This is a genomic window from Pseudomonas sp. S2_H10 (genome assembly GCF_054668285.1).
This window is the reverse complement of sequence record NZ_CP162754.1, coordinates 4,241,960-4,259,807: the sequence shown is the minus strand read 5'-3', so window position 1 is coordinate 4,259,807 and position 17,848 is coordinate 4,241,960. Positions and strand designations below refer to the sequence as shown.

Annotated in this window: 14 protein-coding genes; 2 read left to right on the top strand and 12 right to left on the bottom strand. The window is 61.6% G+C overall.

Features of this window, described 5'->3' with window-relative positions; genetic code table 11:
- Nucleotides 1-146: 146 nt before the first annotated feature.
- Nucleotides 147-1,157 carry an iron ABC transporter substrate-binding protein gene (locus AB4O16_RS19030; protein WP_460155541.1) on the top strand — a complete coding sequence of 337 codons (1,011 nt, stop codon included), beginning with the start codon at nt 147-149 and terminating at the stop codon, nt 1,155-1,157.
- Nucleotides 1,157-2,713, top strand: coding sequence for an ABC transporter permease (locus AB4O16_RS19025; protein WP_460155540.1), 1,557 nt, complete (start codon nt 1,157-1,159; stop codon nt 2,711-2,713). The genes AB4O16_RS19030 and AB4O16_RS19025 overlap by 1 nt, the downstream gene beginning before the upstream one ends.
- A 119-nt stretch (nt 2,714-2,832) precedes the next feature.
- Here AB4O16_RS19025 and AB4O16_RS19020 read toward each other — a convergent pair whose 3' ends face one another.
- The 12 genes from AB4O16_RS19020 to AB4O16_RS18965 form a co-directional block, all read right to left on the bottom strand.
- Entirely contained in the window at nt 2,833-4,767 is a 1,935-nt protein-coding gene (locus AB4O16_RS19020) for a methyl-accepting chemotaxis protein (RefSeq protein ID WP_160390519.1), read from the bottom strand.
- A 138-nt stretch (nt 4,768-4,905) separates the two neighbouring features.
- On the bottom strand, nt 4,906-6,195 hold the full coding sequence (locus AB4O16_RS19015; protein WP_160390520.1) for an adenylosuccinate synthase: 1,290 nt from the start codon (nt 6,193-6,195) through the stop codon (nt 4,906-4,908).
- 54 nt (nt 6,196-6,249) lie between these two features.
- Nucleotides 6,250-7,437, bottom strand: a complete 1,188-nt coding sequence (locus AB4O16_RS19010) for an ATP phosphoribosyltransferase regulatory subunit (RefSeq protein ID WP_008048076.1) — start codon at nt 7,435-7,437, stop codon at nt 6,250-6,252.
- Between the two features lie 310 nt (nt 7,438-7,747).
- The gene (gene hflC, locus AB4O16_RS19005) at nt 7,748-8,617 is read right to left on the bottom strand and encodes a protease modulator HflC (RefSeq protein WP_056725458.1); all 870 of its coding nucleotides are present in this window, start codon (nt 8,615-8,617) and stop codon (nt 7,748-7,750) included.
- Nucleotides 8,617-9,792: an FtsH protease activity modulator HflK gene (gene hflK, locus AB4O16_RS19000; protein WP_160390521.1), complete on the bottom strand. Its 1,176-nt coding sequence runs from the start codon at nt 9,790-9,792 to the stop codon at nt 8,617-8,619. Before hflK ends, hflC begins: the two co-directional genes overlap by 1 nt.
- A gap of 96 nt (nt 9,793-9,888) precedes the next feature.
- On the bottom strand, nt 9,889-11,190 hold the full coding sequence (gene hflX / locus AB4O16_RS18995) for a ribosome rescue GTPase HflX (RefSeq protein ID WP_160390522.1): 1,302 nt from the start codon (nt 11,188-11,190) through the stop codon (nt 9,889-9,891).
- Between the two features lie 12 nt (nt 11,191-11,202).
- A complete protein-coding gene (gene hfq, locus AB4O16_RS18990; RefSeq protein WP_057397732.1) occupies nt 11,203-11,463 on the bottom strand; it encodes an RNA chaperone Hfq in 261 nt (86 codons plus the stop codon).
- 95 nt (nt 11,464-11,558) lie between these two features.
- On the bottom strand, nt 11,559-12,530 hold the full coding sequence (miaA, locus tag AB4O16_RS18985) for a tRNA (adenosine(37)-N6)-dimethylallyltransferase MiaA (RefSeq protein ID WP_160390820.1): 972 nt from the start codon (nt 12,528-12,530) through the stop codon (nt 11,559-11,561).
- Nucleotides 12,530-14,440, bottom strand: coding sequence for a DNA mismatch repair endonuclease MutL (gene mutL / locus AB4O16_RS18980; RefSeq protein ID WP_160390523.1), 1,911 nt, complete (start codon nt 14,438-14,440; stop codon nt 12,530-12,532). Before mutL ends, miaA begins: the two co-directional genes overlap by 1 nt.
- The gene (locus AB4O16_RS18975; protein WP_160390524.1) at nt 14,437-15,867 is read right to left on the bottom strand and encodes an N-acetylmuramoyl-L-alanine amidase; all 1,431 of its coding nucleotides are present in this window, start codon (nt 15,865-15,867) and stop codon (nt 14,437-14,439) included. The genes mutL and AB4O16_RS18975 overlap by 4 nt, the downstream gene beginning before the upstream one ends.
- Nucleotides 15,868-16,338 (bottom strand): tRNA (adenosine(37)-N6)-threonylcarbamoyltransferase complex ATPase subunit type 1 TsaE, encoded by a 471-nt coding sequence (gene tsaE, locus AB4O16_RS18970; RefSeq protein WP_046819842.1) that lies wholly within the window; start codon nt 16,336-16,338, stop codon nt 15,868-15,870.
- Nucleotides 16,326-17,825 carry an NAD(P)H-hydrate dehydratase gene (locus AB4O16_RS18965; protein ID WP_460155539.1) on the bottom strand — a complete coding sequence of 500 codons (1,500 nt, stop codon included), beginning with the start codon at nt 17,823-17,825 and terminating at the stop codon, nt 16,326-16,328. Before AB4O16_RS18965 ends, tsaE begins: the two co-directional genes overlap by 13 nt.
- Nucleotides 17,826-17,848: the final 23 nt, after the last annotated feature.

Here is a 17,848-nt window from a genome sequence, read left to right as displayed (position 1 = left end):
CAACGCATTTTTTCAGTCAGCACGCGTCATCGTTCGCGCCCATCGCGAGCAGGTTCGCTCCTACAGGATTTATCGAGGCATTTGAGAAACAATATCGTTTATCATTGTTGCAAGTTTTTGCAATGTGACAGTGAGGAACCCTGCGAATGATGTTTCGAAATACCCTGCGCCGTGGCTTGACCGTTACCCTGCTCGGCCTGGCACTCGCCACTCCCCTCACCCAAGCCGCCGACCCGGTGTCCCTGACCCTCTACAACGGTCAGCACAAAGAAGTCGGTGACGCAGTCGCCAAGGCCTTCGAAGCCAAGACCGGCATCCACGTCAATGTGCGCAAAGGCAGCAGCAACCAGCTCGCCAGCCAGGTCGTCGAAGAAGGCGATCGCTCCCCCGCCGACGTGATCTACACCGAAGAGTCGCCGCCACTGAATAAACTGGGCGAGCAAGGCCTGCTGGCCAAGACGGATGACGCCACGCTGGCCGTTCTGCCCAAGGAATACGTCGCCAGTAACGGCACCTGGATTGGCGTGACCGCCCGGGTGCGCGTCGTTGCGTTCAACCCCAAGCTGATCGATGAAAAAGACCTGCCGACCTCGGTGATGGAGTTCGCCGATCCGAAATGGCAAGGCAAGGTCGGCTTCGTGCCTACCAGCGGCGCTTTCCAGGAACAAGCGGTGGCGATCATCAAGGTCCACGGCATGGAAGCCGCCGAAGAATGGCTGACCGGCCTGCGCGCATTCGGCAAGACCTACAGCAACAACATGGTTGCATTGAAAGCCGTGGAAAATGGCGAAGTGGCTACGGTACTCGTCAACAACTACTACTGGTTCGCCCTGCAGCGTGAAAAAGGCCAGCTCGATTCGAAGCTGCACTACTTCACTGGCGGCGACGTCGGCGGGCTGATCACCGTTTCCAGCGCTGCCGTCCTGAAATCCAGCAAACATCCAAAAGAAGCCCAACAACTGCTCGCCTACATGGCCAGCGAAGAAGGCCAGCGTGTGATCACCCAGACCACCGCCGAATACCCGCTGCACAAAGGCATGGCATCTGATCGCGGGCTCAAGCCGTTCAGCGAACTGGAAGCACCAAAAGTCACGCCTGCCGACCTCGGCAACGCCGAAGAAGCGCTGGACCTGGAACGTGACGTTGGCCTGAATTGATGGCTGCCTCACCGTCCCCGCATCACACGTACGCGCCGCGGCGCAAGCGGCCGTCCATATGGCTGATCTTGCCCGTGTTGTTGCTGGTGGCGCTCAGCCTCCTGCCTCTGCTGTATGTCGGCCTGAAAGCCTGGCAAGCAGGCTGGGCCGAGGCGCTGCATTTGCTGTGGCGACCTTATGTGTTCGGCTTGCTGCGCAACACACTCGCATTGATGATTGGCGTCACCGTGGCTTGTGGGGTAATCGGTCTGTCGCTGGCCTGGCTGCTGGAGCGCAGCAACCTGCCGGGCCGACGATTGTGGGGCGTAATCCTCTGCTTGCCATTCGCCGTTCCGGCCTTTGTCAGCAGCTTCACCTGGGTTTCGCTCAGCGCTCATTTCGAGGGTCTTGGCGGGGCCATCCTGGTGATGAGCCTGTCCAAATACCCGCTGATTTTCCTGCCCGTGGCGGCAACGCTGCGCAACCTTGACCCGTCCCTCGAAGAGTCCGCGCGCACGCTGGGGCAGAACCGCTGGGGCGTATTCTTCAAGGTCACCCTGCCCCTGCTCTGGCCTTCGCTGCTGGCGGGTTCGTTGCTGATTGCCCTGCACATGCTGGTGGAGTTCGGCGCCCTGTCGATCATCGGCCTGCAAACCTTCACCACGGCTATCTATCAGCAGTTCGAGCTGGAGTTCAGCAATGCCAACGCGGCGATGCTCTCCGCCGTACTGCTGATGTTGTGCCTGTCGTTGCTGTGGCTGGAGTTGCGCGTGCGCGGCAAGGGTCGGCACGTGCGCACCGGCCAGGGGGCGGCGCGGCGCGCGGAACAGGTGCAACTGGGACCGTGGGCCGTGGCGGGACAGTTTTACTGCCTGCTGCTGGCAGTCGTTGGCAGCGGGATTCCGCTGGGCATGCTGGCCTACTGGCTGGCTGTAGGATCGTCAGCAGCCTTTCCCATGGCGGCAATCGGCGAAGCCCTGCTGTCCTCCCTCGCACTGTCACTGGGTGGCGCCGCACTGTGCCTGGTGCTGGCGGTGCCGGTCGGCCTGCTGGTCGTTCGCTACAAAGGTCAACTGGCGATCTGGGCCGAGCGCCTGCCGTATCTGTTGCATGCGTTGCCGGGACTGGTCATTGCGCTGACCCTGGTGTATTTCGCCCTGCATTACGTGCCGATGCTTTACCAGACGTCTGCCTTGCTGCTGATCGCCTATGCCCTGCTGTTTCTGCCGCTGGCCCAGGCGCCGATTCGCACCGCCCTGAACAAGGCTGCGCCGCAGCTTGAGGAGGCGGCACGCACGCTGGGCGCCTCGTCGTTCAGTGCCTTCTGCCGAGTGACGCTGCCGATTATTTTCCCGGCGCTGGGAGCGGCTTTTGCCCTGGTGTTCCTGGATGCGATGAAGGAACTGACGGCGACCTTGCTGTTGAGTCCAACCGGGCTCAATACACTGGCAACGGAAGTCTGGGCGCATACCGCGAACGTGGAGTTTGCGGCGGCGGCGCCCTATGCGGCGTTGTTGATAGTGGTGTCGGGGTTGCCGGTCTATTTGCTGACGACGCGGATGTATCTGAGTCGCTGAAATCACTATCGCGGGCAAGCCCGCTCCCACAATGTTCCTCTGTGAACACATAATTTGTGCACGACAGTTATCCCTGTGGGAGCGGGCTTGCCCGCGATGGCGTCAGATGCGCCAACACCTTACGCCCTGAACTGCCCCAGGCTCGCCTTCAACTGCGCCGCCAGCCCATCCAGCACCTTGCCGCTCGCCGTGGTCTCCACGACTGCCTGCGCAGCTTTTTCGGCCTGGGCGTGGATGGTCTGGACCCGCCCGCGCACTGCCTGCGCGCCCTGCGCCTGATGCGCCGCAGCCTGGGTAGCCAGACCGATCGCCGCATGGACCTGCTCGACGGACGCCTGCACCGACTGCTGCAACCGCGCACTGTCACGCAGCACCAGCAACCCCTCATTGGCCTGGCGCCCGGCCTGACCGATTGCCGCCACCGCTTCACGCGCGCCTTGCTGCAGCGCCACGATGTGCGCCTGAATATCACCGGTGGAGCTCTGCGTCTTGCTCGCCAGCGCCCGCACCTCATCCGCCACCACGGCAAAGCCGCGCCCGGTCTCGCCGGCACGCGCCGCCTCGATCGCCGCGTTGAGCGCCAGCAGGTTGGTCTGCTCGGCGATGCCGTGAATCACCGTCAGCACCACCTCGATCTGCTCACTTTGTTGCGCCAGGCGCTCGATGACTTGAGCCCCGGTGTTGACCTGACCCGCCAGCTCCTCGATCAGGCTGCCGACCTTCGCCGAGGTCCGGGTGTTTTCATCGGTGGCCTGGCGAATGTCCACCACCTGCTTCAGCGCCGCCTGCATGGCGTGGCTTTCCGACTGCGCCTCATCCGCCATTTGCGACAGCGCTCGCAAACTCTCCGCCACCTCGTCGCGCTGCATGCCCGCCGCCGCATCCGCACCGGCGTTGCGCAAGGTCATGGCGCCGATCTCCACACCGGTACGCTGAGCCACATCGCCCGCCTCGCGCACGATCGGCTGCAACTTATCCACAAAGCGATTGACCGCCGAGGCCATGTCGCCGATTTCGTCCTTGCTGCTGATCTGCACGCGCTTGGTCAGATCGCCCTCGCCCGCCGCCAGGTCATCCATGGCAACAATCAGCATTTTCAAGCGATTGACCACTCGACGACCGAGCACCACCGCCAGCAACAGCAGGACACCAAACCCCACCACGGCCAGGCACACGCCGATGCGCCAGCGCAATGTCGCGGCGGCTTCCTGGACGGTGCTGGTGGTGTTGGCTTTCATTTCTGCCGCGGTGGCCTGCGCTGACTGCAGGCGCGCACGCATGGCCGTTGCGCTGTCGGCTGCTGCGCCCTTGAGGCTGTCGCCGACCAGTTGATCGCTGCTGGCGATCAGGGCCGAGAAGCGCTTGTCGAGGGCTGCGAGATCAGTCTCCACCGAAGCAGTCGAGACCCCCATCAGGACTTTGCCGATTTCCACGCCATTGGGGTTGATCGAGGCCTCGATGTAGAAAACCGAAGGATCGTTCTTCGCCGCATCCAGCACCTTGTCGAGCGCCCGCTCGCCCTGGCCTTTTTCCAGCAACGCCTTGTTGATCGGGTTTTCCCGATTGAGATAGCGCGTCAGGTGCTGACCGGTGGCGTCGTCATACACCACGAACAGCACATTGGGATTGCGCTGGGCCCGGCGGGCGAATTCGGACAGTGTCGGAACGTCGTTGTCCCACATGGCGCGGGGTGCGACCGAAGCCAGAAGCTGCGCCATATCATTGGCGGAGTCCTTCAGGTCCTTTTCCAGGGTCGAACGCAATTGCGCCTGTTCTTCTTCAAGGCGCGAGGACAAACCGGCCGTGAGGCGCTGGCGCGTACTGGTAGAGAGGCTGTCCAGACTGGACGTGACTTCGCGCCCGGCCTGCTCGAGCTCGGCAGAGAGCTTTTGGCTGTCCGCCCCCAGACGCAGGCCGAGATCGGCTTCCAGCGCAGTCACCGTGCTCCGGGTCAGAGCAACAGCCACCAGCACCTGCACCAAAAGGGCGATACCCAAGGTAACGAACACGGGCCGCAACAAACGGCTTTGTAACAGTGAGAGAACGGCCGACACTGTGAATCCCTCTACTTGGACGCCATTAATTTGATGGCATTCTTTTGAGAATATTTACAGCAAAGGTCATGCCGTTCGACAGGCATAAACGACAAAGGCCCCGATTAAGGGGCCTTTGTGTTTTACATCAACGACTTATCAAGCAAACGGATGACGCAGAACGATGGTTTCGTTGCGGTCCGGGCCCGTCGAGATAATGTCGATCGGCGCGCCGATCAGCTCTTCGACGCGCTTGATGTAAGCACGGGCGTTAGCTGGCAGCTCCTCCAGGGTTTTGGCACCCACGGTCGACTCGGTCCAGCCCGGCACTTCTTCGTACACAGGCTGCAGGCCCACGTAGCTGTCGGCGTCAGTCGGGGCAACGTCATTGCCCTCTGCATCCTTGTAGCCGACGCAGATGTTGATGGCTTCCAGACCGTCGAGTACGTCCAGCTTGGTCAGGCAGATGCCCGAAATGCTGTTCACATCGATAGCGCGACGCAGGATAACGGCGTCGAACCAGCCACAACGACGAGCACGGCCGGTGGTCGCGCCGAACTCATGACCTTGCTTGGCCAGGTGCGCGCCGACTTCGTCGAACAACTCAGTCGGGAACGGACCCGAACCTACACGGGTGGTGTAAGCCTTGGTGATGCCCAGGATGTAGTCCAGGAACATCGGGCCAACGCCCGAACCGGTAGCAACGCCGCCAGCGGTGGTGTTGGAGCTGGTCACGTACGGGTAGGTGCCGTGGTCGATGTCCAGCAGGGAGCCTTGGGCGCCTTCGAACATGATGTCTTTGCCAGCGCGACGCAGGTCGTGCAGCTCGGCAGTCACGTCCAGCATCAGCGGCTTGAGCAGCTCAGCGTATTCCTTGCATTCGGCCAGGGTCTTGTCGAAGTCGATGGCCGGCTCTTTGTAGTAACCCACCAGCATGAAGTTGTGGTAATCCACCAGTTCACGCAGTTTGTCTTCAAAGCGCGGCATGTTGAGCAGGTCGCCCACACGCAGGCCACGACGTGCAACCTTGTCTTCGTACGCCGGGCCGATGCCGCGACCGGTGGTACCGATCTTCAGCTCGCCACGGGCCTTTTCACGGGCCTGGTCCAGCGCTACGTGGAAAGACAGGATCAGCGGGCAGGACGGGCTGATACGCAGGCGCTCGCGCACCGGTACGCCTTTCTCTTCCAGCTTGGTGATCTCGCGCAGCAGGGCGTCAGGTGCAACCACCACGCCGTTGCCGATCAGGCACTGCACGCCTTCGCGCAGCACGCCCGACGGGATCAGGTGCAAGACAGTTTTTTCGCCGTCGATCACCAGGGTGTGGCCAGCGTTGTGGCCACCTTGGTAGCGCACTACGGCGGCAGCATGTTCGGTCAGCAGATCAACGATCTTGCCTTTGCCCTCATCACCCCATTGGGTGCCCAGGACTACGACATTCTTACCCATAACACTTGTCCTCATTCGCGCAAACTTGGTGCCGGCGGCAGCCGGCGGGAAAACTCAAGAAGCCAGTGGCGATACTTGCCAAAGCCCGTTCTGCTGAATCAATTGCCGGTCGCAGTCCGCTTCACGGGCGGCGGCCAAAGGTTGTCCAGGCAAGGCCTGAACGACACGCTGACCCTCACTGCGCAACTGGCAAACCTGCTGCCAGAGTGCCGCATCCGTACTGTCAGGCATCCAGATACCGCCAGACGGTAGCTCGATCTCAGCACGCCCCAGGGTCACCAGGGTTTTCAAATCGGTGGAGAAGCCGGTTGCCGGACGGGCACGACCGAAGTCGGCGCCGATGTCGTCGTAACGACCGCCCTGGGCTATGGACTGGCCGACACCCGGCACGAACACGGCAAACACCACGCCGGTGTGGTAGTGGTAGCCACGCAGCTCGCCGAGGTCGAAGTACAGCGGCAGTTCAGGGAAGCGCACGGACAGACGCTCGGCAATCGCCAGCAAGTCGTCCAGCGCTGCCAGAACAGGAGCCGGCGCCTTGGCCAGGCGCTCACGGGCAGCGCTCAATACTTCACGACCGCCACACAGATCGACCAACGCACGCAGCATGCCCGACAGATCGGCAGGCAAGCCTTCGGTCAAGGTAATGACCTCATCGATGGCCTTGCGTTGCAAGGCATCGAACAACTGCTGCTCGACTTCACCGGACAAACCGGCCGCACGGGCCAGGCCACGGTAGATGCCGACATGGCCGAGGTCCATGTGCACATCCGGCACATCGGCCAGTTGCAGCATGGCCAGCATCAGGCTGATGACTTCGACGTCGCTGCTCGGGCTGCCGTCGCCATACAACTCGGCGCCCAGTTGAATCGGACTGCGCGAGGATGACAAGGCGCGAGGCTGGGCATGCAGCACGCTACCGGCATAGCACAGGCGGCTCGGACCTTCGCGGCGCAGGGTGTGCGCATCGATGCGCGCCACTTGCGGCGTGATGTCGGCACGAAAACCCATCTGCCGACCCGATTGCGGATCGATGACCTTGAAGGTGCGCAGATCCAGGTCCTGGCCCGCGCCGGTCAGCAGGGATTCCAGGTACTCGATATGGGGAGTCACGACAAACTCGTAACCCCAGCTCTGGAACAGATCCAACACCTGACGACGCGCGACTTCAATACGCGCAGCTTCCGGTGGCAGTACTTCTTCGATGCCATCTGGCAGAAGCCAGCGGTCTACCGTTGCCATTACGCCTTCCCCTATATCCGGGCAGCCAGCCTGTCGGCGAGCCTTGAGTGAAGCAGAAAATGATCGGCCCATGCACAATCCACGCGCATGAGCGACGGAGCGAAAAGCCCTTCTACCGGCTTCGCTGACCACTTTCCTCGAAAAACTGTCGAGCCAGTCGGCCCGGCATCTGCTTAAAAACCGCAATCAAACATGCAGACGCAAAAAAGCCGGGAATTTCCCGGCTGCCGCATCATACACACGTTTTCCCAAAGGATCACCCCGCCAGAGGTTTTAGCCGCCCGGCGGGAGGATTCAGGTCAACGCCGTATCAAGGCTTGGCTTTTTCCAGGTAGTGGAAGAAGTCGCTGCTTGGGTCGAGGACCAATACGTCGGATTTGTTCGCGAAGCTTTCACGGTAGGCACGCAGGCTACGGTAGAACGCGTAGAACTCCTGATCCTGACCGTAGGCCTTGGAGTAGATCGCAGCGGCCTGGGCATCGCCGTCACCGCGAACCTCTTCGGATTCACGATAGGCTTCAGCCAGCAGCACGCGGCGTTGACGATCGGCGTCGGCACGAATGCCTTCGGCCAGCTCGTTACCCTTGGCGCGGTGCTCGCGAGCTTCACGCTCACGCTCGGTGCTCATACGTTCGAACACGCTGCGGTTCACTTCTTTCGGCAGGTCGATGGTCTTGACCCGGACATCGACCACTTCGATGCCCAGTTCTTTCTCGGCCATCTTGTTCAGCGAAGCCGTGATATCCGCCATCAGCGCATCACGTTCACCCGACACCACTTCGTGCAGGGTGCGCTTACCGAACTGGTCACGCAGCCCCGATTCCAGACGACGGGACAGACGCTCGTCGGCGATCTGCTTGAGGCCGGAAGTCGCGGTGTAGTAACGCTCCGCGTCCTTCACGCGCCACTTGGCATAGGCATCGACCATCACGGCTTTCTTTTCCAGCGTCAGGAAGCGCTGTGTCGGTGCATCCAGCGTCATCAGGCGTGCGTCGAATTTACGCACCTGGTTAACGTAAGGCACTTTCACATGCAGGCCTGGCTGAACATCGGTCTGGACCACGCGACCGAACTGCAGCAACACCGCACGCTCGGTCTGAGCCACGATGTAGAAGCAGTTCCAGGCAGCGATCGCCACGACGACGCCGACAATAAGGGCGATCAGCGATTTATTGCTCATCAGCGACTCTCCCTGGTACGTGCTTGCTGTTGCTGCAGATCTGCTGCCGCACGCGCATTCGCTTCATTGCTGCTGGCGGCTGCGCCGGTCACCGGAGTGCTGGTGCTGCGACCACTTTCGACCATCTTGTCCAGCGGCAGGTACAGCAGGTTGCTCTGGCCGTTCTTGTTACCGGTCACGAGTACCTTGCTGGTATTGGTGAAGACTTCCTGCATGGTGTCCAGGTACAGACGCTGGCGGGTGACTTCAGGTGCCTTGCGGTACTCGGCAACCAGCTTGGTGAAGCGATCGGCCTCACCCTTGGCGCGCGAGACGGTTTCGTCACGGTAACCATTGGCATCCTCGAGGATGCGCTGGGCCTGACCACGGGCTTCCGGCACGACGCCGTTGGCATAGGTTTCAGCCTGGTTGCGCGAACGCTGCTCGTCTTCACGGGCACGGATCACGTCATCGAAGGCTTCCTGGACTTCGCGCGGTGCCGCTGCGCTCTGTACGTTGACCTGGGTGACAGTGATGCCGGTGCGATAGGTATCCATGAAGCGTTGCAGACGCTCCTTGATCTCGCTGGCCATCAATTCACGACCTTCGGTCAGTACCTGGTCCATTGCGGTGGAACCCACCACATGGCGCAAGGCGCTGTCGGTCGCGTGCTGCAGGCTGATTTCCGGCTGATCGACGCTCAGCACGAAGTCCTGCAGGTTGCTGATCTTGTACTGCACGGTCAGCGGCACTTCGACGATGTTTTCGTCTTCAGTCAGCATTTGACCCTGCTTGGTGTACGCACGCTCACGCGTAACGTTTTCCATATACTTCTTGTCGATCGGCGGGAAGTAGATATTCAGGCCGGGACCGACGGTTTCGTAGTACTTGCCGAAGCGCAGCACCACGGCTTGCTCCTGCTCGTCGACGACATAAACCGCGCTGTACAGCCAAACGGCGGCCAGCACGACCAGACCGATGCCGAGCAGGCCGCCAAAGCCGCCACTCTTGCCCGAACCACCGCCGTCGTCGCCACCACGTTTCTTACCACCACCGAACAACCCGTTCAGGCTTTCCTGCAGCTTTCGGAAGGCCTCGTCGAGATCCGGTGGTCCCTTGCGGTCGCCGTTGTTACGACGCTTGCCACCCCAAGGGTCCTGATTATTCGAGTTGCCACCCGGCTCATTCCAAGCCATAGCGCTCTCCATCTGATAAAGCAAAGACGCACCCACGGCGCGCCGACCAATGCTACAGAATGCCTGTCACCACGACACAACCGCTTTCTCAGGCTTTTATTGCAAAGTGTGTTGCTCGATGAATTCCATCGGCTGCAATCCTTCGCGGCTTACCAGTCGATTCAACTCGGCCCGGGGCAAACGAACGGCCAGCAAACTGATGCCTTCTTCGTCGTGTTCTTCTTTCTGCACCGCACCGAGTTCGAAGAACTGCGCACGCAGTCGAGCGAATCGTTGCGGCAAGCGCAAGGTACCCACGAACAAATCACTGCCCAGCAACTCGGCAATGGCTTGCTCAAGCAACTCCAGACCAGCGCCATCACGCGCCGACAGCCAGACCCGCTGGGGTTTACCGTTTTCGTCGCGCTGGATTTGTGGCTCAACGCCTTCAAGCAAATCGAGTTTGTTATAGACCTCGAGGATCGGCAAGTCCTGGGCACCAATCTCACCCAGCACCACCATCACCTGCTCGATCTGCAACATGCGATCCGGTTCGGCCGCATCGATCACGTGCAACAACAGGTCGGAGTTGCTCGACTCTTCGAGGGTAGACCGAAATGCCTCGACCAGCTTATGCGGCAAGTGACGAATGAAACCCACGGTGTCCGCCAGGACGATCGGCCCCAGATCGCCTATTTCCAGACGACGCAGGGTCGGGTCCAGCGTGGCGAACAATTGGTCAGCGGCGTAGACGTCGGATTTCGTCACGTTGTTGAAGAGCGTGGATTTACCGGCGTTGGTGTAACCCACCAAAGACACGGTAGGAATATCCGCACGGGAGCGACCGCGTCGCGACTGCTCGCGCTGGCTGCGCACTTTTTCCAGCCGGCCCTTGATCTGTCGCAGGCGAACCCGCAGCAAACGACGGTCGGTTTCCAGTTGGGTTTCACCCGGGCCACGCATGCCGATACCGCCACCCTGACGTTCAAGGTGAGTCCAGCCACGAACCAGCCGGGTGCTCATGTGGTCAAGCTGGGCCAGTTCAACCTGGAGCTTGCCCTCATGGGTACGGGCGCGTTGGGCGAAAATATCGAGAATCAGACCGGTGCGATCGATCACGCGACACTCGAAAACACGTTCGAGGTTACGTTCCTGACTGGGTGTGAGGATGTGATTGAAAATCACCAGATCGGCTTCTTCGGCCTTGACCAGGTCACGCAGCTCTTCGACTTTACCGCTGCCAATCAGGTATTTGGCGGTTGGCCGATGACGCGGCACGTTAAAAAACGCAACGGTCTCGGCGCCGGCCGAATTAGCCAACTCCTGAAACTCCTGCGGATCTTCGCGCGCCTCAGGGTCCTGTCCATCCAAGTGAACGAGGATGACTCGCTCACCACCACCGTGGCGCTCAAAGAACAAAGGAGACTCCTATCAGGCGTTACCTGGCTCAGTGTCACCCGCTTCGGATTCGGTTGCGCTAGGCAGACGAATTGGACGAACCGGCACCACTGTCGAGATAGCGTGCTTGTAGACCATCTGGCTGACGGTGTTTTTCAGCAGGATAACGAACTGGTCGAACGACTCGATCGTGCCTTGCAGTTTGATACCGTTGACCAGGTAGATGGACACCCCAACTTTCTCTTTACGTAAAGTATTCAAGTAAGGGTCTTGTAGCGAATGCCCTTTTGACATGTGCCGCACTCCTTTAAGGATTCAATAATAAAAAAATAGGTAAACAGATGGCTTTAGCCGCCACACCCCCAAGGATAGACGGCAATTGCAAGGACTCAGCTCAATATGGAGATGGTCCCAAGGTATTTCAAGGCGCGCGGCAGATTGTCGCAATCCAGACTGTCCAGCCAATGCAGGTCAGTCCAGCTGCGCAGCCAGGTGAACTGGCGTTTCGCCAACTGGCGCGTGGCAATGATTCCACGCTCCTGCATCTCGGCTGACGTCAGCTTGCCATCCAGGTAGTCCCAGACTTGGCGGTAGCCTACTGCACGTATAGACGGCAACCCGGCATGCAGGTCACTTCTCTTACGCAGGGCTACGACCTCGTCAATGAATCCCTGTTCCAACATTAAAGTGAATCTTTGTTTAATTCGCTCGTGCAGTACCTGGCGATTTGCCGGGGCAATAGCCAAGTTTGCGACAGTATAGGGCAATTGTTGCCGTCCCGAAGCGGCTGCTTCAGTACTTTGCACAGATTGTTTCAAACGCAGGTCAGTCATGCTTTGACCGCTTACGCGATAAACTTCCAGCGCTCGACTCAGACGCTGCGGATCGTTCGGGTGAATCCGCGCCGCCGACACCGGGTCGATTACCGCCAATTGGTCATGCAGGGCTTGCCAGCCAAGGCGTGCAGCCTCTTCTTCAATTTGCGCACGGACCTCGGGGTCGGCCGCCGGCATTTCTGCCAGGCCTTCGAGCAAAGCCTTGTAGTAGAGCATCGTGCCGCCTACCAACAGCGGAATTTTTCCCCGTGCGGTGATATCCGCCATGGCTTCGAGGGCGTCGCGACGGAAATCCGCAGCCGAATAGCTCTCGGCCGGGTCGAGAATATCGATCAGGCGATGGGGATACTGCGCCAGCAATTCCTTGGAAGGCTTGGCGGTGCCGATGTCCATGCCACGGTAAACCAATGCCGAATCGACACTGATCAACTCGCATGGCAGGACTTTGCTGAGCTCGATGGCCAGGTCGGTCTTGCCGGCGGCGGTCGGGCCCATCAGGAAAATCGCAGGTGGGAGCTGGCTCATCAACGACCGCGCAAGAACAGTTTGTCCAGATCGTCCAGGCCCAATTGGGTCCAGGTCGGTCGGCCATGGTTGCATTGACCGCTGCGCTCGGTGTTTTCCATGTCACGCAGCAGTGCATTCATTTCCGGCAGGGCCAAACGTCGATTCGCCCGGACCGCACCGTGGCAGGCCATGGTCCCGAGCAGTTCGTTCAGGTGCGCCTGAATGCGGTCGCTGGTGCCGAACTCCATCAGGTCGGCCAGGACGTCGGCGACCAGCCGATTGGCTTCGGCCTGCTTGAGCAGGGCCGGGATCTGCCGGATCGCCAGGGTTTCCGGGCCCAGGCGCTGCAATTCAAAGCCCAGGCGCTGGAACCAGGCAACGTGCTCTTCGGCGCAATCGGCCTCACGCTGGCTGACGGCCAGGGACTCCGGCACCAGTAACGGCTGGCCGCTCAGACCCTCGCTGGCCATCGCCACCTTCAGACGCTCATACATGATCCGCTCGTGGGCGGCATGCATGTCCACCAGCACCAGGCCCTGAGCGTTTTCCGAAAGAATGTAGATGCCCTTGAGCTGAGCGAGTGCATAACCGAGCGGCGGGATATCGTCCTGGCCGGCCGGCAGTGCGACGGCATTGGCCTCGGGCAGTGGCGCAAAAAACTCGCGATAGGCGGCCTGGGCTTCGGCGACAGGCACACCGGACTGCGGACGCGGCGTGTACTGATATTGATAACCCGCGCCAGCACCCGAACCCGCCGGCGCATTGAACGAAGGCTGGGCCTGAGGCTGTTCAAGCAGCGCATTGGCGGCCAGGCGCATTTCGCCCTGCGGCCCGAATTCACCGGCTTCGAGGCCGGTTGGCCGGACAATGGCCGTGGCAACCGGCGCCGCCAGGTGATCGTCCGGCCGCACATCGCCCAAGGCGCGGTGCAAGGTGCCGTAGAGGAAGTCATGAACCATGCGCCCTTCACGAAAGCGCACTTCGTGCTTGGTCGGGTGCACGTTGACGTCGACGCCAGTCGGATCGACTTCGAAAAACAGCACGAAGGTCGGGTGCCGACCGTTGAACAGCACGTCGCGATAGGCCTGGCGTACCGCGTGGGCTACCAGCTTGTCGCGTACTGCACGGCCATTGACGAAGAAATACTGCAAATCTGCCTGGCTGCGGTTGAAGGTCGGCAGGCCGACCCAGCCCCATAGATGCAGGCCGTTGCGCTCGATCTCGATCGGCAGCGCCTGTTCCAGGAAGCCCGGCCCGCAGATTGCCGCCACGCGCCGGGCACGGGCCGCATCATCATGGGCCTCGTGCAGGCTGAGGATGGTTTTGCCGTTGTGGCGCAGATGGAACGCCACATCGAAGCGCGCCAGGGCCAGGCGCCTGATCACTTCTTGCAGGTGATCGAATTCGGTTTTTTCAGTTTTGAGAAACTTGCGTCGCGCCGGCGTATTGAAGAACAGGTCGCGCACTTCAACCGACGTGCCGACCGGGTGGGCCGCAGGCTGCACGCGGGGCGCCATGTCACGGCCCTCGGTCTCGACCTGCCAGGCCTGATCGGCGTCGCGGGTGCGGGAAGTCAGGGTCAGGCGCGCCACGGAGCTGATCGATGCCAGGGCCTCACCGCGAAAGCCCAGGCTCATGACCTGTTCCAGGTCTTCGAGGTTGCGAATCTTGCTGGTGGCGTGACGGGCCAGCGCCAGCGGCAGGTCATCGGCGGAAATGCCGCTGCCATCGTCGCGCACCCGCAGCAGCTTGACGCCGCCCTGCTCCACATCGACATCGATGCGCCTGGCGCCGGAGTCGAGGCTGTTTTCCAGCAACTCCTTGATCACCGAAGCCGGGCGCTCGACCACCTCACCCGCAGCAATCTGGTTCGCCAGGCGCGGGCTGAGCAGCTCGATTCGAGCTCCACTGTTCAGGACCTCATTCATTCTTTGGCCGCCAGGTCAGTACCCGGGATGGTCAGGTGTTGACCGATCTTGAGCTCATCGCTCGACAGGTTGTTGGCGCTGCGCACCGCAGCTGGCGACACCTGATAACGCACGGCGATCATCGCCAGGGTCTCGCCCGGGTTGACGCGGTGGTCACGCGGACCTTGGACGATCTTGCCGGAGTCGCGCAACCAGGCAATGTAAGTGCCCGGTGGCGGGTTCTGCTGGAAGAACTGGCGCACGCCGCTGCTGATCGAACGCGCCAGCGCCTGCTGATGACCTGAAGCCGCGAGCTTCGAGGCTTCGTTGGCGTTGGAGATGAACCCGGTTTCCACCAGGATCGACGGAATATCCGGCGACTTCAGCACCATGAACCCGGCCTGCTCGACCCGCTGCTTGTGCAGAGGCGTCACCCGGCCAATGTTGCTCAATACCTTCTGGCCAACGTTCAGGCTGGACGTCAGGGACGCGGTCATCGACAGGTCAAGCAGCACGCCGGCGAGCATGCGGTCCTTGTCATCGAGGCTGACGTTGCCGGCACCGCCGATCAGGTCGGAACGGTTTTCGCTGTCGGCCAGCCAACGCGCCGTCTCGGAAGTGGCACCGCGATCGGACAGGGCAAATACCGAGGCCCCGAAAGCGGCGGCAGAGGGCGCGGCGTCGGCGTGAATCGAGACGAACAGGTCGGCGCCTTTCTTGCGGGCAATTTCGGTACGGCCGCGCAATGGAATGAAGTAGTCGCCGGTACGGGTCAGTTCGGCGCGGAAGCCTTTCATACCGTTGATCTGGCGCTGCAATTCGCGGGCGATCTGCAACACCACATCTTTCTCGCGCTGACCGCGAGAACCCGATGCACCCGGATCCTCACCACCGTGGCCGGCGTCGATCACCACTATGATGTCGCGCTTGCCGGCCGGGGCCGGTGGCAGCTTGATTGCCGGCTCGACGGGCGTGACAGGAACGGCGGGCACTGTGGCGACCGAAGGCGTGGGCGCGGGAGGAGGCGCGGCATCCGCGGCGTTATCGAACAGATCGACCACCAGGCGGTTGCCATATTGGGCGTTCGGCGCCAGGGAGAAGCTCTTCGGCGTTACCGCTTTTTTCAGGTCGATGACCACCCGCAGGTCGGTCGGCGTGCGCTGAGCCGAGCGCATGGAGGTAATCGGGGTGTTCGAGGTGTTGACGTTGAGCGGCGCGCCGAGGGTCGCGCCATTGATGTCGATGACCAGGCGATCCGGCGCCGTCAGGGTAAAGACGCTGTGTTGCACGGGACCTGTCAGGTCAAACACCAGTCGCGTGTTGTCCGGCGCCCGCCACAGGCGAACGCTGTTGACCTTCGAATCGGCCACAGCGTCGACGGTCACCGCCAAAAACAACACCCCTACGGCAGCCACCAACGCGCGAAAGCGCATACCTAACCCCATCATCTATTTGGATTCCAATGCCAAAGCGGCACACCAGGCCTCGCCACGCGAGCCCTGGGATAAAATTTTCAGCGAACGCCCGCTGTCTTGCGGGCTAATGGTAATGGTCAGGTCAGGCTTTGGCAAAAAGCCTGCACCTTTATCGGGCCATTCGATCAGACACAGGGCATCGTCTTCGAAGTAGTCGCGGATACCGAGGAACTCCAGTTCTTCCGGATCGACCAGACGGTACAAATCGAAATGGAAGGCGCGAATGTCGCCGATCTCGTAGGGTTCGACCAGGGTGAAGGTCGGGCTTTTGACGGCCCCGACATGCCCCAGGCCGCGGATGATGCCTCGGGACAACGTGGTTTTACCCATCCCCAGGTTGCCCTCGAGAAAGATCAGGCCATGGCCCCCGGTGATTCGGGCAATGCGTGCGCCAAAGTCGCTCATGGCCTGCTCATCGGCCAGGTACAGGGTTACTTCAGACACGGTGCTTGCTCCTCCAACAACTGACGAATGGCTGGGATCAGATCACTGGCCGCCAGCCCACGGCCCGATATTCCTTGTTGCTCGCCGGCATTGGCGTGCAGCCAGACCGCCAGGCAGGCCGCGTCGAATGGCGCCATGCCCTGGGCCAGCAATGCGCCGAGCAAACCGGCCAGCACATCGCCCAAACCGGCAGTGGCCATGGCCGGATGCCCCTGATGACACAGCGCCAGACGCCCATCGGGGTGGGCAATCAGGCTGCCGGCACCTTTGAGGACGACGACCGCTGTATATTTTTTACTCAATGCCAGGGCCGCAGCGGGACGGTCAGCCTGAACGTCGGCGGTGCCGATGCCAAGCAAGCGCGCCGCCTCCCCCGGATGCGGAGTGATGACACACCCCTGGGGCAGGCTCACCCGCTCTTCGGCCAACAGGTTCAATGCATCCGCATCCCAGACCTGTGGCAGCGGCGCGTTGGCGGCGGCAGACAAAAGACTGCGCCCCCAGGCGGCCTGGCCCAGACCGGGGCCGACCACCAGCACGGAAACTTTTTGAAGCAACGCCATCAGCTGATTCGCCGACGAAGTCCCCAGCACCATGGCCTCGGGTGTTCTGGCCAGTGCAGCCGCAACATGTTCGCTGCGAGTCGCCACGGACACCATGCCGGCACCGCTGCGCAGCGCACTTTGCGCGCTGAGCAGGATCGCGCCACCCAACCCGCGATCACCACCGATCAGCAGCACGTGGCCGAACCTGCCTTTATGGGAAGTCGGCGCGCGCGCGGCAAGGCGCGGCAGATTGCCGGCCGTGAGGCGACGGGCACTGGTCGGCGCACCCTCGAGCAGCTGCGGATCGGCGTGCAGGTCGTTGAACACCAGCTCACCCACGACATCCGCCGCATCACCGGTGAACAACCCCGTTTTCAAGCCGATGAAGGTGACCGTCAGATCCGCTCGCACCGCGCAACCGAGGACGCGACCGGTATCGGCGCATAGCCCGGAGGGGATATCCACCGCCGCCACTGGCAGCCCACTGGCATTGATCGCAACGATAACGCTGGCGTACGGCTCGCGCACCTCACCGGTCAGGCCGGTGCCCAGCAACGCATCCAACACGATGCCGCGCAACTCGGGCCGCACGCCCCAGGACTCGATGGCGACGCCTTCGGACACCGCTTCGGCGTGGGCCAACGCGGCATCCCCCTGCAGGCGCTGCGGATCTGCGACCGCCAGTATCCGCACGGACCATCCGGCGCGCCGGGCCAGCACGGCCACCAGATAGCCATCTCCGGCGTTATTGCCATGACCGGCGAGTACACTCAGTTCGTTCGCTGTCGGCCATTGCCGCACCAGCGCCCGCCACGTCGCTCGCGCCGCGCGCTGCATCAATTCGAAGCCCGGTGTGCCGGCCGCGATCAGGCTCGCGTCGAGTGCCCGCACCTGCGCGGCGCTGTACAGCGCGTCGGGTAATTCATCTTTAGTGTGCGGCATGCGTCTTCGGGCTCCGATGTCTG